The 25,841-nt window shown below is 72.9% G+C and carries 16 protein-coding genes; 13 read left to right on the plus strand and 3 right to left on the minus strand.

The genetic code is table 11. The annotated features are described in order from the left end of the window. Positions 1-61: 61 nt before the first annotated feature. Positions 62-145: a putative leader peptide gene (locus tag ACZ3I3_RS27685; protein ID WP_313884353.1), complete on the minus strand. Its 84-nt coding sequence runs from the start codon at positions 143-145 to the stop codon at positions 62-64. Between the two features lie 122 nt (positions 146-267). Here ACZ3I3_RS27685 and ACZ3I3_RS27690 point away from each other — a divergent pair, with 122 nt between their 5' ends. The 11 genes from ACZ3I3_RS27690 to ACZ3I3_RS27740 all read left to right on the plus strand — a co-directional run bounded on the left by ACZ3I3_RS27690 (position 268) and on the right by ACZ3I3_RS27740 (position 17,810). Continuing rightward, the gene (locus ACZ3I3_RS27690; protein WP_391082501.1) at positions 268-690 is read left to right on the plus strand and encodes a secondary thiamine-phosphate synthase enzyme YjbQ; all 423 of its coding nucleotides are present in this window, start codon (positions 268-270) and stop codon (positions 688-690) included. A gap of 145 nt (positions 691-835) precedes the next feature. Beyond that, entirely contained in the window at positions 836-4,120 is a 3,285-nt protein-coding gene (locus tag ACZ3I3_RS27695) for a SpoIIE family protein phosphatase (protein ID WP_467369468.1), read from the plus strand. A gap of 67 nt (positions 4,121-4,187) precedes the next feature. After that, the gene (locus tag ACZ3I3_RS27700) at positions 4,188-5,774 is read left to right on the plus strand and encodes a sugar ABC transporter ATP-binding protein (protein ID WP_467369470.1); all 1,587 of its coding nucleotides are present in this window, start codon (positions 4,188-4,190) and stop codon (positions 5,772-5,774) included. After that, positions 5,771-6,949 carry an ABC transporter permease gene (locus ACZ3I3_RS27705; RefSeq protein WP_467369472.1) on the plus strand — a complete coding sequence of 393 codons (1,179 nt, stop codon included), beginning with the start codon at positions 5,771-5,773 and terminating at the stop codon, positions 6,947-6,949. Before ACZ3I3_RS27700 ends, ACZ3I3_RS27705 begins: the two co-directional genes overlap by 4 nt. 47 nt (positions 6,950-6,996) lie before the next feature. Next, the gene (locus tag ACZ3I3_RS27710) at positions 6,997-8,160 is read left to right on the plus strand and encodes a substrate-binding domain-containing protein (RefSeq protein ID WP_467369474.1); all 1,164 of its coding nucleotides are present in this window, start codon (positions 6,997-6,999) and stop codon (positions 8,158-8,160) included. A 182-nt stretch (positions 8,161-8,342) separates the two neighbouring features. Further along, the gene (locus tag ACZ3I3_RS27715; protein WP_467369476.1) at positions 8,343-9,449 is read left to right on the plus strand and encodes an FAD-dependent oxidoreductase; all 1,107 of its coding nucleotides are present in this window, start codon (positions 8,343-8,345) and stop codon (positions 9,447-9,449) included. A gap of 143 nt (positions 9,450-9,592) precedes the next feature. Further along, positions 9,593-10,993 (plus strand): cytochrome P450, encoded by a 1,401-nt coding sequence (locus ACZ3I3_RS27720; protein WP_467369478.1) that lies wholly within the window; start codon positions 9,593-9,595, stop codon positions 10,991-10,993. Between the two features lie 237 nt (positions 10,994-11,230). Next, positions 11,231-13,867: a class III lanthionine synthetase LanKC gene (lanKC, locus tag ACZ3I3_RS27725; RefSeq protein ID WP_467369480.1), complete on the plus strand. Its 2,637-nt coding sequence runs from the start codon at positions 11,231-11,233 to the stop codon at positions 13,865-13,867. Continuing rightward, positions 13,864-14,010: a SapB/AmfS family lanthipeptide gene (locus tag ACZ3I3_RS27730; protein ID WP_359755939.1), complete on the plus strand. Its 147-nt coding sequence runs from the start codon at positions 13,864-13,866 to the stop codon at positions 14,008-14,010. Before lanKC ends, ACZ3I3_RS27730 begins: the two co-directional genes overlap by 4 nt. A 78-nt stretch (positions 14,011-14,088) precedes the next feature. Next, positions 14,089-15,819 (plus strand): ABC transporter ATP-binding protein, encoded by a 1,731-nt coding sequence (locus ACZ3I3_RS27735; protein ID WP_467369483.1) that lies wholly within the window; start codon positions 14,089-14,091, stop codon positions 15,817-15,819. Then, positions 15,816-17,810: an ABC transporter ATP-binding protein gene (locus tag ACZ3I3_RS27740; protein ID WP_467369485.1), complete on the plus strand. Its 1,995-nt coding sequence runs from the start codon at positions 15,816-15,818 to the stop codon at positions 17,808-17,810. Before ACZ3I3_RS27735 ends, ACZ3I3_RS27740 begins: the two co-directional genes overlap by 4 nt. Here the strand turns inward: ACZ3I3_RS27740 and ACZ3I3_RS27745 are convergent. After that, positions 17,740-18,345 carry a LuxR C-terminal-related transcriptional regulator gene (locus ACZ3I3_RS27745; protein WP_467369487.1) on the minus strand — a complete coding sequence of 202 codons (606 nt, stop codon included), beginning with the start codon at positions 18,343-18,345 and terminating at the stop codon, positions 17,740-17,742. The genes ACZ3I3_RS27740 and ACZ3I3_RS27745 overlap by 71 nt on opposite strands. 267 nt (positions 18,346-18,612) lie before the next feature. Between ACZ3I3_RS27745 and ACZ3I3_RS27750 the strand changes: the two genes are divergently transcribed. Beyond that, positions 18,613-20,094: an MFS transporter gene (locus ACZ3I3_RS27750; RefSeq protein WP_467369623.1), complete on the plus strand. Its 1,482-nt coding sequence runs from the start codon at positions 18,613-18,615 to the stop codon at positions 20,092-20,094. An 18-nt stretch (positions 20,095-20,112) separates the two neighbouring features. Here ACZ3I3_RS27750 and ACZ3I3_RS27755 read toward each other — a convergent pair whose 3' ends face one another. Next, positions 20,113-22,101, minus strand: a complete 1,989-nt coding sequence (locus ACZ3I3_RS27755) for a GDSL-type esterase/lipase family protein (protein ID WP_467369489.1) — start codon at positions 22,099-22,101, stop codon at positions 20,113-20,115. A gap of 318 nt (positions 22,102-22,419) precedes the next feature. Here ACZ3I3_RS27755 and ACZ3I3_RS27760 point away from each other — a divergent pair, with 318 nt between their 5' ends. Beyond that, complete coding sequence (locus tag ACZ3I3_RS27760; RefSeq protein WP_467369491.1) at positions 22,420-25,803, plus strand: NACHT domain-containing protein; 3,384 nt, start codon at positions 22,420-22,422, stop codon at positions 25,801-25,803. The last annotated feature ends 38 nt before the right edge of the window (positions 25,804-25,841 follow it).

Genomic DNA, 25,841 nt, shown 5'->3' on the forward strand with positions numbered 1-25,841 from the left:
GGTGCTCAGCGGGCAGGCGGAACCAGGGTGAGGGAACCGGGAAGTGAGGAGGGGAAGGGCGTCAGCGGCCGCGGCGACACGCGGCGGAGGCCACCCGCAGCAGGTCGATGTGACCGCGCGTGGTGAGCAGGGCTGAACGCAACATGCGGCTGAACCTAGTCAGGTGGCATGCGCACGGTCAACGGGCGTCTCGTCCAGTGGACGCCGGTACCGCCACCGGGCGGGGGTCATCGGGGGAAAACGGGCGCGTGCGTCAGGATGGGAGGCATGTCAGATGTCTTCACCACCCGAGTCCTGAACGTCCGCACCGGTTCCACGGAGCGGGTCGTCGACATCACCGGTGACTGCGAGTCCTTCCTGCGGGAGGCGGCAGCCGGGCGTGACGGCCTCCTCAATGTCTTCGTCCCGCACGCGACGGCCGGAATCGCCGTTCTCGAGACCGGTGCCGGCAGCGACGACGACCTTCTGGCCGCACTGCACACGCTGCTGCCCGCCGACGACCGCTGGCAGCACCGGCACGGCAGTCCCGGCCACGGCCGCGACCACGTCCTGCCGGCCCTCGTCCCGCCGCACGCGACCCTGCCCGTGCTGGGCGGCCGGCTGGAACTCGGGACATGGCAGTCGGTGTGCCTCGTGGACACGAACAAGGACAACCCGGATCGGAAGGTGCGGCTGAGTTTCCTGGGGTGAATGCGCTCAGCCCCGCGCGTAGCCCCGTGCCCGGTGCCCGAACGGCTCCGGCGCACCGTGACGCGTGCCCGTAATGCCCGTATCCTCGTCAATGCCAGATTCTCTTCCGAGCAGCGGATGATCGCGGGCGCAAGCGAGGCGAAGCGTGGTTCGGTCCGGCGAGGAACCCAAGCCGGCGGGACGTGCGACGGACGGCACGGGGCCCGCCCGGCTTCGTGAGCGGTTTCTCGAGGGGCAGCCGGTCGACACGGGTGTCCGGACGTCCATCCTGAACTCGTGGCGGCGCAGCCGGTCCCTGGGCCTGTCACCGGACCAGACCGACCTGCCCTACCGGGAGGACTTCGACCCCGGGGGCCGTATCGTCCGCGCGGCCGTGCCGGTGCTCGACCGGCTCCAGGACGCGTTCTCCGGCAGCCAGATCAACATCTCGGTCGCCGACGCGAACGGGACGGTCCTCCTGCGCCGGTTCGGGGATCCCGCGATGGCAAGGAACCTCCCGGCGATCCAGCGGGTGCCGGGATTCGTGTTCGCCGAGCAGGTCGCCGGCACCAACGGCATCGGCCTCGCCCTGGCCGAGCGGCAGCTCATCCGCGTCTACGGCGCCGAGCACTTCGCGGAACGCTCCCAGGGCAACGCCTGCGTCGCGATGCCCGTCCGCGACCCGCTCAGCGGACGCATCGAGGGCGTCCTGTGCTTCGGCTATCCGCGCAGTTTCGAACAGCCCGCGCTGGGCGCGGCGATCCGCCGGGCGGCCGAGAACATCGAGCGGCGGCTGCTGGGGCAGAGCTCCGCGCACGAACGCGCCCTGCTGCGCACGTACCTGGCCACCGGGGGCGGGGCCGGCCTGCACAGCGGCATCGCCCTGGACGCGCTGGCCGACGAGTTCCCCGCGCGTGACCAGGAGGTCCTCAGGGAGAAGGCCGCCGAGCTGATCTCCCGGGGGCAGCGGGCCGCCGTCGACGTCGCCCTGCCCGGCGGCCGGCGGGTGACGCTGGTGAGCCGCCCGATGACGAGCGCCTCCGGAGTGCGGGGCTTCGCCGTCGAGGCGGTGCTGCCGGGCGCCTCGGCGGGGGAGTCCCTGGTCCTCCCGCACCAGGCGGACGAGCTGCCGGACCTGGCCGCCCTCTCGGCCGGCCCACGGCCCGCCCCGCAGTCGATCACCCTGCCGTCCGGATATCTCGCCGCCGCATCCGCCCCGGCCGTCGCTCCCGACGGCCGTCGGGGTGGGCGTGTGACCGGTGGCGGTACGGGCGTGGCCGACGGCGACGGGGGCGGGGTGGACGGCGTCGGGGAAGAGGCGGGCGGCGGCAGGGGTGCGGTGGCCGGTGACGGCGGCCGGGCCGACGCCGACAGGCGTGTGACCGACGCCGGTACGGACGCCGCGGGTGACGGCAGGGGTGCGGTCGACGGCGGTGGGGACGCGCTGGACGGCGGCGGGGGTGCGGTGGTCGGTGACGGCGGCCGGGCCGACAGCGGCCGGGGTGTGGCCGAAGGCGGTGCGGACGCCGCGGGCGGTGGCAGGGGTGCGGTCGACGGCGGTGGGGACGCGCTGTACGGCGGCGGCGGGGATGCGGTGGTTGGTGAGGGCGGCCGGGCCGACAGCGGCTGGGGCGTGGCCGAAGGCGGTGCGGACGCCGCGGGCGGTGGCAGGGGTGCGGTCGACGGCGGTGGGGACGCGCCGTACGGCGGCAGGGGCACCGCGGACGACCGCACCGGCTCGCCGTTCCCGGCCCGGGGGCTCGTCATGGTGGGCGAGCCGCACGTCGGGGCCTACGCCCTGGCCGCGCGCCGGCGCCTGGAGCTGCTGTCCGAGGCCAGCGCCCGCATCGGCACCACCCTGGACGTGCGCCGCACCGCCGAGGAACTGGCCGAGACGGCGGTCCCGCGCCTGGCCGACTTCGTCACCATCGACCTGCCCGACGCCGTCCTGCGCGGCGAGGAGTCCGCCGACCCCCTCGCCGACCTGCGCCGCACGGTGCTGCACGGCGTCCGCGAGGGCCTGCCCTTCACACCGCCCGGCAAGCGCATCGACTTCGGCCCGACCGCGCCCCAGCTGCGCTGCCTGACCACGGGCGAGGCGGTACTGGAACCGGACCTGGAGGCCGCCGCGGGCTGGCTCGCCCAGGACCCCGAGCACACCGCGCGCCTGCTCGCCCACGTCCGCTCCCTGATCGCGGTGCCCCTGCTCGCCCGCGGTGTCGTCCTGGGCATCGCCAGCTTCTACCGCGCCGGTGGCGCCTTCGGGGACGACGACCGTTCGCTGGCCCAGGAACTCGCCGCCCGCGCCGCCCTGTCCATCGACAACGCCCGGCGCTACACCCACGAACGCGCCATGGTCCTGGCCCTCCAGCGCAGACTCCTCCCGCACGGGCTGCCCGACCAGGACGCCGTCGAGGTCGCCCACCGCTATCTGCCCGCCGAATCCGACGTGGGCGGGGACTGGTACGACGTCATCCCCCTCTCCGGCACCCGCGTCGGGCTCCTCGTCGGCGACGTCGTCGGCCACGGCATGCTCTCCGCGGCCACCATGGGCCGGCTGCGCACGGCGGCGCGCAGCTTCGCCGAGCTCGACTTCTCCCCGGACGAGGTCCTCACCCACCTGGACAACCTCGTGGGCCGTCTGGACCGGGAGGACCCCGACGGCAAGGGCGCCGGCGTCATCGGCGCGACCTGTCTGTACGCCATCTACGACCCGACCGCGCAGCGGTGCCACATGGCGCGCGCCGGTCACCCGCCGCCCGCACTCGTCCACCCCGACGGCACCGTTTCCTACCCCGACCTCCCGGCCGGGCCCCCGCTCGGTCTCGGGGGTCTGCCCTTCGACGCCGTCGAGATCGACGTCCCCGAGGGCAGTCAGCTGGTGCTCTACACCGACGGACTCATCGAGGACCGCCACCGTGACGTCGACGTGGTGCTGGAGCAGTTGCGCACGGCCCTGGCCCATCCGGAGCGCGCGCCCGAGGAGACCTGCCAGGCGGTCCTGGACACCGTGGCGCCCGCGCATCCGCACGACGACATCGCCCTGCTCGTCGCCCGCGTGCACGCGCTGGACCCCGGCCGCATCGCAGCCTGGGAGCTGCCCGCCGACCCGGCACTCGTCGGCGAGGTCCGGGCCTCCGCCATGCGCCGCATGTCCGAGTGGGGGCTCGACGAGACCGCGTTCGCCGCGGAACTGATCCTCAGCGAGCTGATCACCAACGCCGTCCGGCACGGCACCGGGCCCATCCGGGTCCGGCTGCTGTACGGGCGCACGCTGATCTGCGAGGTCTCCGACGTCAGCAACACCGCCCCCCATCTGCGCCGGGCGGCCAGCACCGACGAGGGCGGACGCGGCCTGTTCCTCGTCGCGCAGCTCTCGCAGAGCTGGGGCACGCGCTACCTCCCCGAGGGCAAGGTCATCTGGGCCGAGTGCGGGCTCGACGCCGCGTGAGGCGTCCGCCGACCCGCGTGGGAGTCACCGGGGCCGAAAGATGCCCGAAATGCTGTAATTTGATCGGGTGCGCGACGCTCCTGACACGCCGGTGAAGGCGGCTTCACCCTTCGGGCCGGAGCCCTTGGTCCGTATCCGCGGGCTCGGCAAGCGGTTCGGCGGGACCGTCGCGCTGGCCGGGGTCGACCTCGACGTCCACGCCGGCAGCGTGCTCGCCCTGCTCGGGCCCAACGGCGCCGGCAAGTCCACGCTCATCAAGGTCCTCGCCGGCGTCCACCCCGCCGACACCGGACAGATCACGGTGGACGGCATGCCCCTCGGCAGCCCGGCCGCGTCCACGAGCATGTCCTTCATCCACCAGGACCTCGGGCTCGTGGAGTGGATGACGGTCGCCGAGAACATCGCGCTGACCAACGGATACGCCCGCCGCACCGGGCTGATCTCCTGGCGGCGCACCCGCGAGCGCTGCGTCGACGCGCTGCGGATCGTCGCCGGGCACCTCGACCCCGACGCGCCGGTCTCCGGCCTCGCACCGGCCGAGCGCTCGCTCGTCGCGATCGCCAGGGCCCTGGCGGCCCGCGCGAAGCTCATCGTCCTCGACGAGCCGACCGCCCGCCTGCCCGCAGCGGACAGCGCCCGGCTCTTCGGCGTCCTGCACGACCTGCGCGACCGCGGCCACGCGATCCTCTACGTCAGCCACCGCCTGGACGAGGTGTACCAGGTCGCCGACACGTTCGCCGTCCTGCGCGACGGCCGCCTGGTCAGCCACGGCCGCCTCGCGGACCACACCCCCGCACACCTGGTCCACGCCATCGTCGGCGAGGAGCCCACGCCCGCCGCTCCCCGCCCCGCTGGTGTTCCGGCCGCCGAACACCCGGGCGGCACTCCGGCTGCCGCCCGCACACCCCCGGTCCTGATCCTCGACGGAGTGCGGACCGGGCGGGTCGGGCCGGTCAGTCTGAGGCTTGCCGCCGGGGAGGTGCTGGGACTGGTCGGGCTCTCGGGGGCCGGGCACGCGGATCTGGGGCGTGCCCTCGCCGGGGACCGGCGCCTTCTCGGGGGGCGGGCCGTGCTGCACGGGCGGCCCTATCAGCCCCGCTCGGTCGCGGAGGCCGTCTCCCGTGGCGTCGGCTTCGTGCCGGGGGACCGGCTGCGGGAGGGCTGTCTCGCCGAACTGACCGTACGGGAGAACCTCCTGGCCAATCCCGGCGCGGGAGGACGGCGGGCGCCGCGCTGGATCGGTCCCCGGAACGAACGCGCCGAAGCCGCAGCCCTCATCGACCGGTTCTCGGTGCGTCCCCGCGACAGCGAGGCCCCCATCGCCACGCTCTCCGGCGGGAACCAGCAGAAGGTCATGATCGGCCGCTGGCTGCGGACGGAACTGCGGCTGCTGATCCTCGAGGAGCCGACCGCGAGCGTGGACATCGGCGCCAAGGCCGCGATCCACCGCCTGCTCGACGAGGCGCTGTCGGCGGGTCTCGCCGTGCTGCTCCTGTCCACCGACTTCGAGGAGGTCGCGAGCGTGTGCGGACGCACCCTGGTCTTCGTCCGCGGGTCCGTGACGGCCGAACTGAGCGGCGGCGCCCTCACCGTCACCGGGCTCACCCGGGCGGCCTCGGCCATGCCCCCGTCCACGGCCGCGGCGACCCCATGACCGATCCGACCTCGCCCTCGCCCTCCCCGCCCCGCCCCGAGCGCCGGCGCGCCCCGGGCGGGCACCGCATCGGCGCCTACGGCCTGCTCGCCCTCACCGCCCTGCTCTACCTGGTCTTCTCCCTCGCCCTGCCGGACACCTTCCCCACGCTGGACACCGTCGACTCGATCCTGTCCAACCAGTCGATCCCGGCCGTCCTCGCACTGGCCGCCATGGTGCCCATCGTCACCGGCGCGTTCGACCTCTCCATCGGCTACGGCCTCGGACTGGCCCACGTCATGGTGATGCAGCTCGTCGTCCACGCGGGCTGGCCCTGGCCGCTCGCCTGCCTCACCGTGCTCGCCGGAGGCCTGGTCGTGGGCGTCCTCAACGGCGTCATCGTCGAGTTCGGCCGGATCGACTCCTTCATCGCCACCCTCGGCACCGGCAGCATGATGTACGCCGTGACCGGCTGGATCACCGACGGCAGCCGGATCGTCCCCGGCCCGCGAGGTCTCCCGCCCGCGTTCACCGACCTCTACGACTCCACGTTCCTCGGCCTCCCGGTCCCCGCCTTCTACGTGCTCGCCCTCGCCGGAGTCCTCTGGCTGGTGCTGGAGCGGCTGCCGCTCGGCCGGTACCTGTACGTCGTCGGATCGAACCCGCGCGCGGCCGACCTCGTCGGCATCCCGACCCGCACCTACACCGTCTACGCCTTCGCCGCCTCGGGCCTGATCGTCGGCTTCGCCGGTGTGCTGCTTGCGTCCCAGCAGCAGATCGGCAACCCGAGCGTCGGCCTCGACTACCTGCTGCCCGCCTTCGTCGGCGCCCTGCTCGGCTCCACGGCGATCAAACCGGGCCGGCCCAACGCCCTCGGCACCGTCGTCGCCGTCGCCGTCCTGGCCGTCGGCCTCACCGGCATCGCGCAGCTCGGCGCCGACTTCTGGACGGTCCCGCTGTTCCACGGCGGCACCCTGCTCATCGCCGTGGGCCTCGCCGGATACGCCGCCCGACGCCGGCTGCGCGGCGGCGCCGCCGCCCGCGACACACCCGCCGCGCCGCCCCCGCCACCGTCCTCCACCCCGCCACCGTCCTCCACCCCACCCCCTTCCTCGCCGCCTCCCTCCCCGTCGCCTCCCTCCCCGCCACCGTCCTCCCCGACGCCGGAGGGCGGCACGGCCGGCACACCCCCCTGACCCCCTCGGCACGCCCCGCCGCGCCGATCCCCTCACAGGAGCCCCCCGTGCACCGCAACCGCAAGGCCGCCCCCGGAGCCCGCACCGCGCGGCTCGTCTGCTGCGCCCTGCTGGCGACGGCGACCGCCCTCGTCGGCTGCGAGCGCGGTTCCTCGGACGGCGCGGACGAGACCGCGACGGGCCCGAGCGGCTGCCCCGACGTCCAGGCCGGGGCGCGGGCCGCCGTCGTCCGGGCCGAGCGGACCGACATCCCCTGGGGCGGACCCACCACCGGCCCCGAGGCGGTGTCCGGCAAGACCATCGTCTACGTCGCCCAGACGATGACCAATCCCGGCGTCGCGGGCGCCGCGAGGGGGGTGCGGGAAGCCGCGCGGGTCATCGGGTGGGACGTCCGGGTGATCGACGGCGGAGGCACCCCGGCGGGCATCCAGGCGGCCATGAGCGAGGCCGTCGCCCTCAGACCCTCGGGCATCGTCATCGGCGGCTTCGACCCCGACTCGACGGCACAGCAGGCCGCCCGGGCCAACGCGCAGCGCATCCCGCTGATCGGCTGGCACGCGGTCCCCGAGCCCGGCCCCAGCCGGGACCCCGACCTCTTCACCAACGTCACCACCCGCGTCCAGGACGTGGCCCGCATCAGCGCTCAGTGGGTCATCGCCGACTCGGACGGCCGCGCCGGGGTCGTGCTCATCACCGACGCGTCGATCCCCTTCGCGAAGAACAAGTCCGACCTGATCAGGAAGGAACTCGCCAGGTGCCGGGGAGTGCGGCTGCTCTCCGTCGAGAACATCCCGATCCCGGACGCGAGCAGCCGCACCCCGCGGGAGATCTCCTCGCTGCTCTCCCGGTTCCAGGACCGGTGGACCCACTCCGTGGCCATCAACGACCTGTACTTCGCCGACGCCGCCCCCGCCTTCCGCGCGGCCGGCGAGAAGGGCTCGGGGCCGCCCTACAACATCGGCGCGGGTGACGGCGATCCGTCCGCCTTCCAGCGCGTCAACAGCAGGCAGTACCAGGCCGCCACCGTGCCCGAACCGCTGTCCCTCCAGGGCTGGCAGATCGTCGACGAGTTCAACCGCGCCTTCTCCGGCCGCCCGGCCAGCGGGTACACGGCCCCCGTCCACATCGCCACGGCCGGCAACAGCGAAGGCGCCACGACCTGGGACCCGTCGGGCTACCGGGAGGCGTACCGGAGGATCTGGGGGAAGTGACGCCCGGTCGGTGACGCCCGGTCAGGTGTCCATCTCTTCACGGAACATGCACGGAACCCAAGGATCCCTTTAAGTTTCAAGCGCTAATGTCACCGTCAGTCGAGTGGCCGCCGGGGGTCGATCCGAGCGGGGCCCGTTCCGCGGCGGCTCTCGCACCCCCCACCAGGCACAGGAGACTGGGCGTGTACGACGGCGACGTAGTGGTGATCGGCGGCGGCTATGGCGGCGTCCGGCTGGCGAGGCGGCTGGATACGACGGCCCGGGTCACGCTGGTGGACCGCAAGGAGGTCTTCTTCCACCGCATCGCCTCCCTGCGCGCGGGGGTGCGCCCCGAGTGGACGCACACGCCCTTCATCCCGTACGACCGGCTGCTGCGGCGCGGCCGCGTGGTCGCGGGCAAGGCCGTCCGTATCGACACCGCCGAGCGGCAGGTCGTCCTCGCCACGGGCGAACGGCTGCCCTACGACGTGGTCGTGATCGCCACCGGCGCCGACTACCCGGAGCCGGCCCGCTTCCTGGGCACCACCGTCGACGAGGCGGCCAAGTCGTTCGCCGAACACCAGCGCAACATCGCCACGGCCGAGCACGTCCTCGTCGTCGGCGGCGGCCCCGGCGGCGTCGAACTCAGCGCCGAGATCCGCCTCGCCCGGCCGGACGCCCGCGTCACACTCGCCCACTCCGGACCGGCCCTGCTCGACTCCACGGGCAGCGCGCGGCCGGGACGCAAGGCCCTCGCGTGGCTGGAGGCCCATGACATCGAGGTCCGGCTCGACTCGTTCATGTCGCCCGGCAACGACTTCGGCATCTACCGCGACGGCCGCGGCACCGTCATCGAGGCCGACCTGTCCTTCTGGGCGACCGGCACCACGCCCAACACCCTCTGGCTCCGCCTCGCCGGACACGGCGACTGGCTGAACCGGGACGGGCACGTCAAGGTCGACCGGACGCTCCGGGTGGAGGGCAGGCTGGACGTGTTCGCCGTCGGCGACGTCAACGACGTCAGCGAACTCAAGATCACCCCCGCCGCCCTCGCCCAGGCCGACATCGCCGCCCACAACATCCGCGCCTACCTGCAGAGTTCGGGCAAGCACCGCAAGGAGCCGCGCTTCTACCGGCCGGTCCAGCGCACCCCGCTCATCGTGCCGTTCGGCCCGGCCGACGGACTGACCGTGCTGCCCGTACCGGGCGGCGAGTCCGCGGTCCTCGGCAGCCGCACCACGGTCATGGCCAAGGCGAAGACCCTCATGACGCCCTACATGCGGCGCCAACTCGGTTACACCGCTGCCTGATCCACGTTTCACGCGCCGATCACCCCGAGTCGTTCCCACCCCCCGTCGTTACCCGCGGGTTGCCTCTGGGGTAGGGTCCCCACCGTTTCCGGCTACCGGCTGATGGTGTGCCGGTACGGGGCGTGTCGGAGGGTGGCAGGACGATGGACTCCCAGTGGGGTGACGGCGGATCAGTGGACCTGGACGACACGCGGCTGGAGGCGTTGAGTCCCGAGCCGTTGCTGACCCGTGACTACGAGACGCGCCCCGCGCTCGTGTACGAGCGGCTGAGGCAGCAGCACGGCCCCGTCGCGCCGGTCGACCTGCTCGGCGTACCCGCCTGGCTGGTCCTCGGCTACCGCGAGGCGCTCCAGGTCCTCCAGGACAACGACGGCTTCCCCAAGGGGCTGGAGAACTGGCGGGCCCGCTCCGAGGGCCGGGTGCCGGCCGACTGGCCGCTCGGCCCGTCCCTGGAGGTCAACCACATCCTGATCCAGGGCGGCCCCGGCTACCGGCCGCTGCGCACGGCCTGGGACGTGGCCCTCAAGCCGTTCCAGGACCCGCGCCACCCCCAGGCCAAGCGCCTCAAGGCCGCCGTCACCGCCTACGCCGACGAGCTGATCACCCTGGTCGGGCAGGGCGGGAAGACGGGCGTGGCGGACCTGTCCGCGCAGTTCTCCCGGCCGCTGCCGCTGATGGTGGCCAGCCACCTGCTGGGCTTCCCCGGCTCGCAGGGCGACGACGCGCTGATGGACATGTGGCGCGTGCTGGACGCCGGCCCGGACGCGGAGGCCGCACTGGAGCGCCTGCTGGCGACCCTGGCCGAACTGGCCGCGACGAAGCTGGAGAAGCCGGGCGACGACTTCCCCTCCTACCTGCTGGCCGCGCACCCCGACCTGTCGCTGGACCAGCTGGCCCGCGAGCTGTTCATGCTGCTCGGCATGACCTCCGACCACGTCGGCATCCTCATCTCCAACACCGTCGTGGAGGTCATCTCGGGCGAGGGCAGCGTGCGCGCCAGCCTGTCCGCCGGCATGGTCAGGGAGGCCATGAACCGGTCCGTCATGCGCAAGCCGCCCCTGGTGAACTTCGTCCCGCGCTTCGCCGCCGAGGACACCCCGCTCGGCAACTACACGATCCGGGCCGGCGATCCGGTGTGGGTCTCCTCGGCCGCCGCGCACGCCGACCCGCTCTTCGCCGACCACGTCGCCTCCGGCACCACCATCAGCACCCGGGCGCACCTGTCCTGGGGAGCCGGGCCGCGCCAGTGCCCGTCGCGCGAGCTCGCCTCGACGGTCGCGGCGGCCGGTGTGGGGCGGTTGTTCGAGCGGTTCGACCACCTCGACCTCGCCCTGCCCGCCGACCAACTGCCCTGGCGCTCCTCCCCGTTCATGCGCGGCCTGCGCTCGCTGCCCGTGCGGTACGACCTCTCCGCTTCGCCCGCGCGTCCGTCGGCCGACGGCCCCGCGCCGGAGGTGGCCGAAGAGGTCCTGCCGGACCGGTCCGCCCGGCAGCGGTCCTCGCTGTGGCGCTATCTGACGGGCCTGATCCGCGGCGGCCGCTGACCGGGAGCCGGTCCGGAACGCCCATGGCGTATCACCGTTCCTCCCGGTCCGGGGGTGACGGTCTCATGCCGCACGCGTGAGGAACGGTGCTGTTGCGCGGCGATCGACAGTGCCATGCTCGGTAGTGATCCCGGGTGAACGTTCCCCCCACGAAGTCCAGAAGGCTCCTCTCATCTCAGGAGCCATGGATCCGCCTTACGGGCCCCCAGCCCCCTCGGCAGAGACACGGAGACTCCCGTGGACATGCGCTACGAGGCGTTCTGCCTCATGGACCCGGACTTCTACGACACGCCCGCTCGAGCCAAAGGTCACAGTGACGGCTTCGAACTGGCCCGATGTCCGGCCCCGGACGGGTGGGTCCGGTCCGATCTGGACAACTGGGTGGTCCTCACCCCCGACGGCCTGGTGCTTCCACCGCAGGGCTGGAAAGTCCACGTGTCGGCCTCACTCGACTCGGCGCGGGACGTCCTGACCGCCGTATGGGACTACTGCGTTCCCGCTCGTATCGCGTTCAAGTTCCTGCCGAGCGAGGACCACCTCCTCCTCGCCAACGCCAAGTACGCCCCCCGCGGATCCAGCGGCAAGTTCGTGACGATCTACCCGGCGGACGAGGCCCAGCTCCGAACGGTCCTCCACGAGCTGGGCCCCGTCCTGGCGGGCCATTCGGGCCCGTACATCCTCAGCGACCTGCGCTGGGGGGACGGACCGCTGTACGTCAGGTACGGGGGGTTCGCCATCCGCACCTGCCTGTCGCCCGAGGGCGAACTGGTGCCGGCCATCGAGGACGCGTCCGGCCGGCTCGTACCCGATGTGCGCGGACCGGTGTTCCGGGTGCCCGACTGGGTGACCCTGCCCGCCTTCCTCGAACCGCACCTGGCCGAACGGAACAGGACGACCGTCGCCGACCTGCCGTACCGCATCGACGGCGCCCTGCACTTCTCCAACGGCGGTGGCCTCTACACCGGTCAGGACGCCCGGACCGGGCAGCGGGTCGTGCTCAAGGAGGCCCGGCCGTACGCGGGGCTCACCCTGGACGGCGCCGACGCGGTCACCCGGCAGCACCGCGAGCGAGACGCCCTCGAACGACTGCGCGGGCTCGACTGTGTGCCCGCCCTGCTCGACCACTTCGTCCTGGGCGAGCACCACTTCCTGGTCGAGGAGTTCGTCGAGGGACCGACACTCAACAGCCTCTTCGTCGAACGCTGTCCCCTCGTCCTTCCGGAGACCAGCGACATGGACACCGCGGGCTACACCGCCTGGGTCCTCGACATGCTGGACCAGGCCGAGCGCGCCGTCGACGCCGTGCACGCGAGGGGCCTGATCGTGGGCGACCTCCACGCCGACAACATGCTGGTCCGCCCCGACGGCCGCCTCGTACTGATCGACTTCGAAGGAGTCGCGGACGTGACCGAACAGGGGAGTCAGCGCCTCGCGGCCCCCGGGTTCGTGGTCCCGCGCGGCCTGACCGGTGTCGACATCGACCGCTACGCACTGGCCTGCCTGCGTCTCTTCCTCTTCCTGCCGCTCACCAACCTGTTCCCGCTCGACGCGGGCAAGGCACGGCAGCTCGCCGAGGAGGCGGCCCGGACCTTCCCCGTGCCCCCCGGGTTCTTCGACGACGCCGTACGGGTGATCACCGGGGACGGCGCCGGCGTACGGGCGGGATCCGGCACGCCGCGGCCGCCGGAACCGGACCACCAGGGCTGGCTGCGCACCCGCGCGTCCATGACCGCAGCCATCCTGGCGGCCGCCACACCGGACCGTGACGACCGGCTCTTCCCGGGCGATGTCGAGCAGTTCACCGTGCCGGGCGGGGGCCTCGGCCTCGCACACGGCGCCGCAGGGGTGCTGTACGCGCTGGACACGGTCGGCGCCGGCCGCCACCCGGACCACGAGGAGTGGCTCGTACGGCACGCCCTGCACCCCGAACCCGGGGCACGCCTCGGCCTCTACGACGGCCTGCACGGCGTCGCGTACGCGCTCGACCACCTCGGCCACCGCGAGGAAGCGACGAAGATCCTCGACATGTGCCTGGGCGAGCGGTGGCAACAGCTGGGCCTCGACCTGCACGGAGGCCTGGCCGGTATCGGTCTGAACCTCCAGCACTTCGCCGCGGCCACCGGTGACCCCGCGTTCCGTGACGCGGCCTTCTCGGTCGCGGGCCTCGTCGCCGACCGGCTGGGACCGGCCGACGAGACGGAGGACGACGACGGCGAGACGCCGAAAGCCGGGCTGCTGCACGGCTCGACGGGGCCGGCCCTGCTGTTCCTGCGGCTGTACGAGCACACCGGCGACCCGGAGTTCCTCGACCTGGCCGGCACGGCGCTCCGGCAGGACCTGCGCCGCTGTGTCCTGCGTGAGGGAGGGTCCATGGAGGTCGACGAGGGCTGGCGGACCCTGCCGTACCTGGGGACCGGCAGCGCCGGGATCGGTCTCGTGCTCGACGACTACCTGGCCCACCGCCAGGACGACACCTTCCGCGCGGCGTCCGCCGCGATCCGCACGGCGGCCAAGGGCCGGTTCTACATCCAGTCGGGGCTCTTCCAGGGCATGGCGGGCATGATCCTCTGTCTCAGCCGACCGCATCCCCCGGGCACGGCCGCGCGGCACGACCCGGTGGTGGCCGAGCACATCCGCCGCCTGTCCCGCCACGCGCTCACCTACCGCGGCCACCTGGCCTTCCCGGGCGAGCAACTGATGCGGCTCTCCACCGACCTGGCCACCGGAAGCGCGGGAGTCCTGCTCGCCGTCGGCTCCGCGCTGCACACCAGCCCCGTACGGCTGCCGTTCCTCGCTCCCAGCGACCGGCGGAACGCGCCGCACGGCCATGTTTCCCCGTCCCCACGAGGCCAGGGAGGAGGTGAACCCTCATGACACTCCTCGAGCTGCAGGCCATGGACCCCACTGTCGCCACCGGCGGCGGCAAGGGCCCCAAGGGCAGGCACAGCCAGCTGAGCATCACGCTCTGCGCGGGTGGCGCCAGCAACCTCAGTGCGCTGCTGTGTAGCGGCAAGTGACCGCCATGCGGGGATGCCCAGGGCGTCCCCGCCCCTCTGTTTCCCTCGTTCCCGACCACGGGGCAGCCGGGAGGAACCATGAGCCTGCGCGCACAGGACCGCCTTCTGCTGGCCTCAGCCCGGCGGGGCGGTGTCTGGGTGGGCGTCACGGTGGTCACCTCCCTGCTGCTCACCGGAGCCACCCTCGCCCTGCCGGCCGTCATGGGCCGCACCCTCGACGCCGTCCTCGGCCACGGTGACGTGGCGCCGTGGCTCGCCCTGAGCGGAGTCCTGGTCTTCGTCATGGTGGCGGTCGACGCCGTGGACGATCTCGTCGGGCAGGCCGCCGAGGCCCGGTCGACCGCCTGGCTGCGGCACACACTGCTGCGGCACGTGCTGGCACTGGGCACCCGGGCCACCCGCAGGTTCTCCCCGGGAGACCTGGTGAGCCGACTGGTAGGCAACTCCGCGCGGACCGGGAACGCCGCGTCCGGCCTGGTGTGGATCGTCATGGGTGTCGTCCCCCCGCTCGGCGCGATCGTCGCCCTGGCGCTCATCGACTACTGGCTGTGCCTCACCTTCCTCGCGGGCATGCCGATCCTGGTTCTCCTGATCCGGACCTTCCTGCGCGACATCTCCGATGCCGGCGAGGGCTACTTCCGTGTGCAGGGAACCATCGCCGCACGGCTGGTCGACGCCCTGGGCGGCATCCGCACGATCACCGCGGCGGGGACCATCGACCGCGAGGCGCGACGGGTCCTCGAACCCCTTCCCGAACTGCACCGGCACGGACTGGGCATGTGGCACGCCCTCGCGCGGATCTCGGCACGCGGAGACCTGGTCGTCCCGCTGCTGGTGGTCGCCGTCCTGGCGGTGGCCGGTCTGGGGCTCACCCAGGGACGCATCACGCCCGGTGAGGTGCTCGCGGCGAGCGAGTACGTGGTCATGGCGGCCGGCATCGGCGGCGTGATGTCCTCCCTGAACCAGCTGGCCCAGGCCCGAGCGACGGCCGCACGGGTCGCCGAGGTGATCGCCGAACCGCCCGTGGCGTACGGCCGCGAGCGACTCCCCGAAGGCCCCGGACGGCTCCAGTTCCGCGGCGTGACCGTCCAAGGCCCCGACGGCCCCGTCCTGGACGACCTCGGCCTGACCATCCCCGGCGGCGCTCTCGTCGCCGTCGTCGGCCGCTCCGGGTCCGGCAAGTCGCTGCTGGCCGCGCTGGCCGGGCGCCTCGTCGACCCGGACGACGGCGAGGTCCTGCTCGACGGCGTGCCGCTGCGCCGCCTCGCCCGCGAGGAACTCAGGCAGGCCGTGGCGTACGGCTTCGAACGCCCGGTGCTGCTCGGCGAGACCTTCGCCGACGCCATCGGGTTCGGGCCGCGCACTCCATCCCCCGAGGAACTGGCGGCGCAGGCCAGGGCCGCCCGGGCCGACGCGTTCATCCGCCGCATGCCCGCCGGCTACGCGACCCGTGTAGCCGACACCCCCGTCTCCGGCGGGGAGGCGCAACGAGTCGGGCTGGCCCGGGCGTTCGTCCAGGCCGGGCGGGTGCTCATCCTCGACGACGTCGCCGCCAGCCTCGACACCGTGACCGAGCACCACATCAGCCAGGTGCTCACCGGCGCGCTCGCCGACCGGACGCGACTCATCGTGACCCACCGGACCTCCACAGCCGACCGTGCGGAGCTCGTGGTCTGGCTCGCCGACGGCGGGGTCCGGGGCCGGGGGACGCATCGCGAACTGTGGGCGGATCCCGAGTACCGGGCGACGTTCCAGCCGCTGTCCGTGACCCCGGCGCCGGTCCGTACGGCCCCGGGAGGTGCCCGGTGAGCCGGCGGTCCGTCCAGATCCTGCGCTCCTCACTGAGCCGCCGGCGCCGGGAGTACGGGCGGCTCGTGGCCTGGTCGGTGGTCCAGGCCGTGCCCGCCTTCCTCTCCGGGTGGATCGTCGCCCGCGCCGTCGACCGCGGCTTTCTCGCCGACCGGCCGCTCACCGGTTTCCTCTGGCTGGGCGCGCTGGCGGCCGCCTACGTGGTCGGGGCCTGGGCGACCCGGCACGCCGTGCTCGGCCTCGCCGCGCTCATCGAACCCTTCCGCGACGAGCTGACCACCCTCGTCACCGAGGGCACCCTGCACCGGTCCGCCCGGCTGGGCGAGCCGGCCGACACCGCCGGCGTGGCGCGGCTCACCGAGCACGTGGAACGGGCCCGGGACGCCTACGGCGCGATCGTGCTGTTCGTCCAGGGCTTCCTGGTCACCGCCGTCGGCGTGCTGGTGGGCCTGGCAAGCCTGGACGTCGTGCTGGTCGCCCTCGTCCTGCCTCCGCTGCTGCTCGGGCTCGCCCTGTTCGCCGCCGCGCTGCGGGCGATGGCCGCGCGCCAGCGGGAGGTCATCCTGGCGGACGAGCGCATCGCCGGGACCACGGGCGCCCTGACCGGCGGGCTGCGGGACGTGGTGGCCTGCGGCGCCGAGGACCGCATGGGAGCGGTCGCGGGTGCGCACGTCGACGACGCGGCCCGGGCGACCCTGTCGCTCGCCCGGCTCACCGCGGTACGGACCGCGGCGCTGGGCATCAGCGGCTGGGTGCCCCTCCTGCTGATCCTGCTCGCGGCGCCCTGGCTGGTGCGCAACGGCGTGACGGCGGGGGCGATCCTCGGCGCGGTGACCTACGTGTCGCAGGCCCTCCAGCCGGCCCTGCAGGGCTTCGTCCAGGGGCTCGGCAGCAGCGGGCTGTGGCTGCTGGTCACCGTCGGCCGGATGGCCGAGGTCGCCGAGGAGTCCGCTCCCGAGCCGGTGCGGGACGCCACGGCGTCCCGGCCCGGGCAGTCCGAGGCCGGCCGGCCGGTGGCCGGGCCCGGCGCCTGCCGCGTGGAGCTCCGCGGCCTCACCTTCGCCTACGCCCAGTCCGCGGAGCCGGTGATCCGCGACCTGAACCTTCTCCTGCGGCCCGGTGAGCACCTCGCCGTGGTCGGCCCGAGCGGTGCGGGGAAGTCCACCCTGGCGGCCTTGATCGCCGGGGTGCTCGAACCGCAGGCCGGGCAGGTACACCTCGATGACCTGCCCGTCCGTGCTCTGGTCGGCCGCGGCGAGGGTCTGGCCCGGCACCGCGTCCTGATCCCGCAGGAGGCGTACGTCTTCACAGGCACCCTGGCGGAGAACCTCACCTACCTGGCGCCCGGGGCGCCCCGGGCGGACGTGGAGTCGGCGGTGCGCGCGGTCGGGGCCGCGCCCCTCGTGGAGCGCCTCGGCGGCTACGACGCGCCACTGGACCAGCGGCGCCTGTCGGCCGGTGAGCGGCAGCTCATCGCCCTGGCCCGCGCCCTGCTCCCGGCGCCCCGGCTGACGCTGCTGGACGAGGCGACGTGCCACCTCGACCCACTCGCCGAGGCCGTCGCCGAGGACGCCTTCGCCCGCGGCCCCGGCACCCTGATCGTCGTCGCCCACCGCATCAGCTCGGCCCTGCGGGCCGACCGCGTCCTGGTCATGGACGGCACACGGGTCGCCCTCGGCACACACGAACAGCTGATGGCCACGTCCTCGCTCTACCGCGACCTGGTCGGCCACTGGGGCGCGGCCGGCCCGGCCCCGGACAGCCGAGCCAGGCCGGCTCGGCCGACGGCCGGGGCGATGGCGCGTACCGGGATGGCCGCCGTGCTGCGGATGACGGCGGGGCGCATCTCGGGACGCGGACGAACGTCGCCGAAGGCCCGAACGCACCAGAAGGCCCAAGCCTCGAGGACGGCCGGAGCCCTCACACCCAGCCCGACTCCCGGGCGATCCGGATCGCGTCGATCCGATTACGTCCCCCCGTCTTCCGTGTGATGGCGGACAGGTGATTACGCACCGTCGCCACGGACAGCGACAGTCGCTCCGCGATCTCCCGCGTGGGGGTGCCGTCGGCGGCCAGGCGCAGGACCTCCACCTCGCGCGGCGTCAGCGGGTTCTCTCCCGCGTCCAACGCGACCAGCGCGAACTCCGGGTCGATGAACCGCTGCCCCCGCACCAGCTTGCGGACACAGTGGACCAGACGGTCCGGCGGGGCGTTGGTGCAGATGACGCCGCCGGCATGCAGATCGAGCATGCGGCGCAACCGCTCGGGGGTCGTCGAGGCCATCAGCAGCAGCATGCGGCAGTCCGGGAGCCGGTCCCTCAGCTCGGCCGTCGCGGCGACTTCCTCGCCCTCCCTGGAGTCCACGTCGATCACGACCACGTCCGGGCGGCATGACAGGGCACGGGCGATGACCTCGCCGTTGCCCTCGGCCTCGGCGACGACCTCGATGTCCTCCTCACGCGACAGAAGAGCGGCGAACGCTCCCCGTACCAGGCGGCGGTTCTCGACGAGAAGAACGCGGATCAATGTCGCTCCCACTCGGCTGTGTGCGGCCCCCTGCACGTGCTCCGGTGTGTTCCGGTCCTTCGATCCTCCTGGTACGGATTATCGCTGCTCATGTCAGGAATTTCAGTTCGGTCCCGGGCAAGGACGGCCGCGGAGGCCGACGTTGATCGAGTGGTGAGGTCCGGAGCGCGGGCGTACCGTCGAACGGTGGACACCGCAGGCAGCAGCCCGCAGCCGGCTTCACCACAGGCGACCACCACCAGGGAATCCGGTGGTGGCGGGAACGCGATGGCACTCTTCGTCATCGCCTCGTGCCAGCTGATGGTGGTCCTCGACATCACCATCGTGAACATCGCACTGCCGCAGATCCAGCGTTCCCTGGAATTCTCCACCACCAGCCTGTCCTGGGTGGTGAACGCCTACACCCTCACCTTCGGCGGACTGCTCCTGCTGGGCGGCCGGGTCGGCGACATCCTGGGCAGGCGGCGCGTCTTCATCTTCGGCGTGCTGCTCTTCGTGCTCGCCTCCCTGCTGGGCGGGCTCGCCCAGAACGCCGGCCAACTCCTCGCCGCACGCGCCCTGCAGGGCGTCGGCGGCGCCATCGCGTCCCCGACGGCCCTCTCGCTGGTCAGCACGACCTTCCGTGAAGGACCGGAACGCAACCGGGCCTTCGGGGTGTTCGCCGCGGTCTCCGCGGGCGGCGGCGCGATCGGCCTGCTCGCGGGCGGCATCCTGGTGGAGTGGCTGAACTGGCGGTGGGTGCTCTTCGTCAACGTCCCGATCGGGCTGCTCATCGCCCTCGCCACCCCACGCTGGATCAGGGAGTCCGAACGGCACCCGGGGCACTTCGACATCACCGGCGCGCTGACCTCCACCGTGGGCATGGTGCTGCTCGTCTACGGATTCATCAGAGCCGCGCAGGAGGGCTGGCGCGACGCTCTGACCCTCGCCTCGTTCGCCGCGGCGGTCGTCGTCCTGACGGGCTTCATCCTGGTCGAGCGCCGCTCCAGACAGCCCATCACGCCGCTGCACATGTTCGCCGACCGCAACCGCGCGGGCACCTACGGCATCATGCTGTGCCTGGCCGCCGCCATCTTCGGCATGTTCTTCTTCCTGACGCTCTTCGTGCAGAACGTGCTGGAGTTCAGTCCGTTGCAGGCCGGGCTCGCCTTCCTGCCGGTCAGCGCGGTCATCGCCATCGGCGCCGGGCTGGCCTCGCGGTTCCTGCCCACGTACGGCCCCAAGCCCTTCATGGTGGTCGGCGCGATCCTGGCGGCGGCCGGACTGGCCTGGCTCACCCTGACGGACGTGCACTCCACCTACGCGGGCAGCGTCCTCGGCCCGATGCTCGTCTTCAGCCTGGGCATGGGCATGGAGTTCGTCTCGCTCACCCTCATGGCGCTCTCCAACGTCTCCACCCGGGAGACCGGCGCGGCCTCCGGACTGCTCAACGCCACCCAGCAGGTCGGCGGCTCCCTCGGCCTGTCCATCCTGGTCACCATGTACGGCACGGCCAGCACCAACGAGGCCGAGAAGCAGATCCCGCTCTTCCTGCAGCAGGCGCCCCCTGCCGAGCGCCTGCGCTTCGAACGCACCGGGCAACTGCCGAAACCCTGGTCCGACGAGGTCCTCACCGCCGGCGTCTCGGCCGCCTTCATCATGGCGGCGATCTTCACCGCGGTCGCCGCACTGATCGCCCTGACCGTCATCCAGGTCCGGCCCTCGGACCTCGATCGCCTCAAGGGAGGAGCGGGCCCCGGCCCGATGTGAGGCCCGCTCCCGGTTCCGCTACTCCCCGATTCTCGCGGCGATGACCGGTGCCAGCCGCTCGGCGATGACCCGGTGCCCCCGGTCGTTGGGATGCACCGAGTCCGTCAGATCGCCCGAGCCCAGCCAGCCGGTCGTGTCGACGAAGGAGACCCGTGTGTCTCCGCCGGCGACGGCGGCCTTCACCGCGGCCTCGGTCTGCGGGACGTACCGCCCGCGGAACGTCTCCAGCGCGAAGATCCACGCCTGCGGATACGCCGCACGGGCCTTGCGCAGCAGACTGCCGTACGCCGACTGGAACTGTGCCGAACTCACCCCGTGCCCGACGTCGTTGGTGCCGAGGTTGATGACGACCGCGTCGGCCCGGTAGCGGGAGAAGTTCCAGTCGGGCGTCGCGGCGTTCGGATTGAGCTTGGTGAACTGCCGCTCGAGCCCCACGCATCCGTCCGCCGCGGCCACCAGGCACGCCCCGCCTTGCGCGATCTGCGTGTGCTCCACGCCCAGCCGCTCCCCGATCAGCCAGCCGTACGCGGTACGGGCGTTCTGCGAGGTCGTCGTGCCCACGGTGATCGAGTCACCGACGAACTCGACCAGTTTGCCCGGCGCCGGCGGGGCGAAGGTCGTCGCGCCGCTGTCCAGGACGAGCCCCTGGAAGACGGCGTCGCCCTTGTAGGACCCGGCCACCACCTGGTAGTTGACCTGGAGCGTGTGGTTCCCGGAGGCCAGCGCCGTCGGCGTCAGGTTCACCGTCCCCTTGACGTCGTCGTAGAACTTTACGGGCCCGTTGTCGATCCGCGCCCACAGATCGATCGTGCCGCGCTGCTTCAGCTTGACCGTCCTGCCGGTGAAGCCGACCCGGTAGTAGGCGCCCGCCCAGTACGGGGTGTAGGCGGTGGTGGAGCCGGTGGTGTCCCAGCGGCCGACGAACTTGATGTTCGGGTCGCCGGGCTGCCCGGGAGCCGCCGCCTTCACCGTGGCGCCGCTGCCGAGCCGGGCGCGGACGACCGGGGCCAGGCGCTCGGCGAACTTGGTGTGACCCGCCTCGTTCGGATGCCCGTTGCCGTCCTCGTAGTCCACGCCGTCGGTGAGCCAGCCCGAGGTGTCGACGTAGTGCACCCGGGCGTCACCGGCGCTGTTGCGGGCGCTGACGGCCGCCCTGGTCTCGGTGACGTAGCGCTTCTTCAGCGTCTGCACGGCGAAGAGGTGGGCCGCGGGGTACTTCGCGCGCACGTCCCGCAGGAACGTGGTGTACGCCGACCGGAAGTCGGCGCCGGACACGCCGTGCCCGATGTCGTTGGTGCCGAGGTTGACGACGACCGCGTCGGCCCGGTACCGGGAGAAGTCCCAGTCCGCGCCGCCCGTGCTGGCCGTCTTGAAGAACTGCCCGCTCAGACCGGTGCACCCCGACCGGGCGACCAGGCAGTACCCGGACCGGGCGATCTGCGTGTGCCGCATGCCCAGCCGCTCCCCGGTCTTCCAGGCGTACGAGTCCAGCGCCAGCCGGTCGGTCAGCGCCCCGGCGGTGATGGAGTCACCGACGAACTCCACCAGCCCGGACGGGGCGCCGGCGGGGACGGTCCGCGCACCGGAGTCCAGGACCAGGCCTTGGAAGACGGTGTCACCGGAGCGGTAGGTCAGGCGCAGGGTGTGGGTGCCGGGGGAGAGCGGGCGGGGAGTGAGGTTCACCGTGCCGCGCACACCGGCGTGGAAGACGTCGGGGCCGCCGTCGATGCTGGCGTAGAAGTTGACCGCGTTCCTGGCCCTGACCTTCACCGTGGTGCCGGTGAAGCCGGTCTGGAGGTAGCCGCCGGTCCAGTTGGGCACGGCCGCGGTCGAGGAGGAGGTGTCCCAGCGCCCGACGTACGCGATGTGGGGATCGGACACCGAGCCGTCCCCCGCCGCGGCCCGCGCGGGTGAGCCGCCCGCCAGGGACAACAGGCAGGCGAGCAGCGCGGCGGTGAGGAGAGCGGGCAGGGCGCGTCTGGGGGAGGGGTGGGGGGAGGTCTGCACGGGGTTCCCTTTCACGTGGGGGTGTTCTGGGAGCGCTCCCATAGGCAGCCTTCCGAGGGAAGCAGTGAAACGGTTCAGGGGTCAAGTAGTCGGGCGCGGACGAAAGTTGCGCACGGGGTTTCGGCGACAGCCCGGTGTGACGGCGTACGGCCGGGTGGCGGGGTCCCGGAGCTTCCGTCGGGTGAACCTGCCGCCCGTGGGCGCCCGGGGAGCCGGTGAGCGCGGAACCCTCACAAGGTGAACGGTGGTGCGCGTGCTTCCCAGGGTCCTGCTGCCCCGAGCCACGAAGGAGGAGGACTGCCGCGACGGCTCGGGCGGATGCTCCGCGACGGGCTCGGCGTGCGCCGCGCGCTGCACCGGCGCCGGCTGATGCGGCAGGGCTACGACCGGACCAGGACCTGGCGGGTCCGCAAGAGCGGCGGATACGTGGCGCTACTGGTGCTGACGTTCCTCGGGGCGCTGCTCCTGCTGTTCCTCGCGATCACGGCGATCATCACCCTGCCTCAGGAGAAGAGTTTCGAGTCGCCCGTCAGATGGGTGGACAGACAGTGCGACGGGGATCACTTCAGCTGCGCCGTCCTCCAGTCCCTCTTCATGCCCTTCCTCACCCTCGCCCTGGCCACCGTCACCTACCTCTTCTTCCGGTTCAGCCATGTGCGCCGGGCCTACCTGCGCAAGGCCCGCCTGGAGCCCCACGCGCTCGTGGAGACCGCAGGCGGCATCTTCGGCCGGGTCGTGGGCCGCGACCAGCTCTGCTCCGTCCTCATGGAGGACCTCAGGGACCGCCGTTTCCGCCGCACGCACGTCGTCGTCGGCGGCATCGGCACCGGCAAGACGGCGCTGATCGTGCTGCTGACACAGCGTCTCGCGGAGCGCGGGGCGGTGCCCGTACCGCTGCGGCTGCGCGCCGCCGACAAGGGCATCGACTTCCGCGAGCTGGCCTTCGAGCGCTTCTGCCGGGAGGTGCAGGGCAACATCCGCTCAGGTGCCGAGGCGGAGAAGGTGTGGCGGCGCCTGTGCCAGCAGGGGCGGATCGTGGTGCTCGCGGACGGCCTGGACGAGGCGCTGACCGCCGACGACCTGACGGAGGAGCGCGACACCATCATCCGGCTGGCCATCCGCCGCGCCAACGAGGAGGGCCTGCCGCTGATCATCACCTCCCGGCCGCACGACTCGCTGCGCGGCATGGAGGCGTCCCTGACCGAGCTGGAGCCGCTGAGCGAGGAGGCCGCCCTCACCTACATCTCGTCCGGGGGCGCCGGGGAGGACCGGCAGCGGCTGGACTGGATCGTCGAGCGGGCCGGTATCGCCGAGGCCCCGACGTACCTGGAGATCGCCGCCGAACTGCACGAGCAGGGACTGCTGGAGCGCGCACTCGCCGGCCACGGGGAGGAGGAGGCCGTCGAGACGCGGGGCGGCGACCGGGCGTCGCTGAGGTTCCACCTGTTCGAGACCTGGCTCAGCGCCCTGATCAGCGGCCGCTTCGGGCCGCATCTGCCGCTGTCTCCCGAGGAGCGCCGCGCGGTCGTGCACTACCTGTCCGCGCTGGCCTGCGTGGGACTCGCCCTCGACACCTCCGAGGTGCGGTTCGCCGACGTCGTCGACGAGCAGGACCCGGCCCGCTCCCGCTTCCCCGAGATCGTCCGGGAACTGGCCCGCAGGGTCGGCGACAGCGGCATCGACCTCAGGCTGGCCGCCCACTGGGGCGCCGGGATGGATCTGGTCGAGCTCGGCGGCGACCGCGTCCGCTTCCAGCACAGCGTGATCCAGGCCCAGTTGGGTGCCCGCTTCCTGAACGCGGTGATCCACCCGGACGTCCCGGCACAGCCGGAGGAGGGCTCGTACTTCCCCGCGGCCCTGCGGGAACCGGGCCGGGAACTGCTGATCGCCATGGTGCTGCACTCCCGGCTGCCCGACGGCGCCTGCGTCCACGACGAGCCGGGCGCGGCGGACTCCGACGGGACACTGTGGTGCCCGGTGAGCGCCGCCCGGGACCTGCTGATGGAGGCCGCCTGCCAGGCACAGACGGTCCGGAACTCAGGCCCCGACAACAACGACGACAAGCACCGGGTACGGCCCCTCTTCGGCCGCACCCTGCACAGCAAGGCCCTGGAGCTGTACGCGGCCGCCCTGGAGATCGACAGCGTCGACGCCCAGCCGGAGCAGCACCTCATCGCCATGCGGCTGTGCACGTCCTGGCCGGATCTGCGCGCCCGCGACCCGCACACCCTGCGCACCGCGAAGGCCCTGCTCGTGGCCCGGTTCGGCGAGGCCATGCGCGGCGTCGCACAGCGGCAGACCCTCCGGCCCGCCTATCTGGAGATGTTCGAGATCGCCCGCCTCGAACCCTCCTACGCGGTCCGGCTGGCCATCGCGCAGGAGATCGGCGCCGGCGGCGACCTCGCCTTCGCCGCGCTCCAGCCGAGGCTGCGCGGGCCGCAACTCGTCGAGGGCCTGCGGGTCGAGCGGGAGCCCGACTGGCGGGAGAAACTGTGGGGCGGGCAGCAGCCGGAGCTGGTGGGAGAGCGGGAGACCAGACTGCGCCGGCAGGGCGAGGGCCAGGTCGCGCGCATAAAGCGGGAACTGAAGGAGCGTGAGGACGAGCGGCGCCTGGAGCGCAGACGGGAACGCGAGGACCGCGAGGCCGAGGAACGGCAGTGGCGGGACAACACCCTGTGCGCCTGGCTGGTCCCGCTGCTCGTCGGTTCGGTCACCACCCACCGGCACCAGGACACCCCCTACGCGTTCCTGGAGAGCTGGGTGCGGCGCGTGGGCGCCCCGGTGGACGGTCTCGACCGGCCCGCCGGACTCGACCTCAACGTGGAAGTGGCGCTGGCCCAGGGCTTCAAGTACGCGGCGAACCGCCGCCACCGCCATCCGCACGCCCGGCCCGAGGCCCGCGAGTACCTGAGCGAGCAGGCGTGGGACATGCTCAAGCGCTCCCGGTTCTGGTTCACGCGCCTCACGCTGCTGCACGCGCTGACCCTGTGGGACCTGCCCGACGGCCACTCCGCGGGACGCCGGTCACGCGGCCACGGGTCCGACCCCGCGCAGCAGGTCCGTCAGTGGCTGGCCCGGCCGGACGGCGAACCGGAGCACCCGTTCGTGACCGCGGCCGGGAAACTCTGCGTCTGGGCCCTGGAGACGGGGCAGCCCGAACGGTTCCTGTGGATCGACGAGTCGGGCGTCGCCGCACACGTCGGCTCCCAGACCGCCCAGGGCGAGGTACGCAAGCACAACCTGTGGATCCCGCCCTCCACGGGCTGGAGCGCCCTGCACCCCACCGCGCAGCAACTCCTCGCCGACGTGCTGCTGCTCCTGAACCTGGCCGAACGGGGAGACTGGCCCACCGACCGCATCCGGCGCCTCCAGCACACCGCCCGGCCCGACCTGCCGCCCTGCCTCACCCAGGACCGCACCCCGCTCGACCCGGGCCGCACCACCGTCCGCACGAACTCCTCCCAGGCGGGCTCCAACTGCCGCGACGACTGCGCCTTCGAACTGTGCCCGTACCCGCCCAAGGGCCTGGACGGCCACCGGGTGGAACTCGGCGAGGCCTTCTGCCGCGCCCAGTCCACCCTCCTGTCCCGCTCCCCCTTCCGCCCCAGGGCCTCCTGGCAGCGCCGCACGGACATTACGGAGCTGCGGAGGTTCTGGGAGTCGATGGGGCATCGGGCGCAGCACAATTCGAAGGTGCGGTGAGGCAACCGGCGGTCGGGGTGCGTGGCCGCGCTCCCATC

Source organism: Streptomyces sp. NPDC016851, assembly GCF_055562795.1.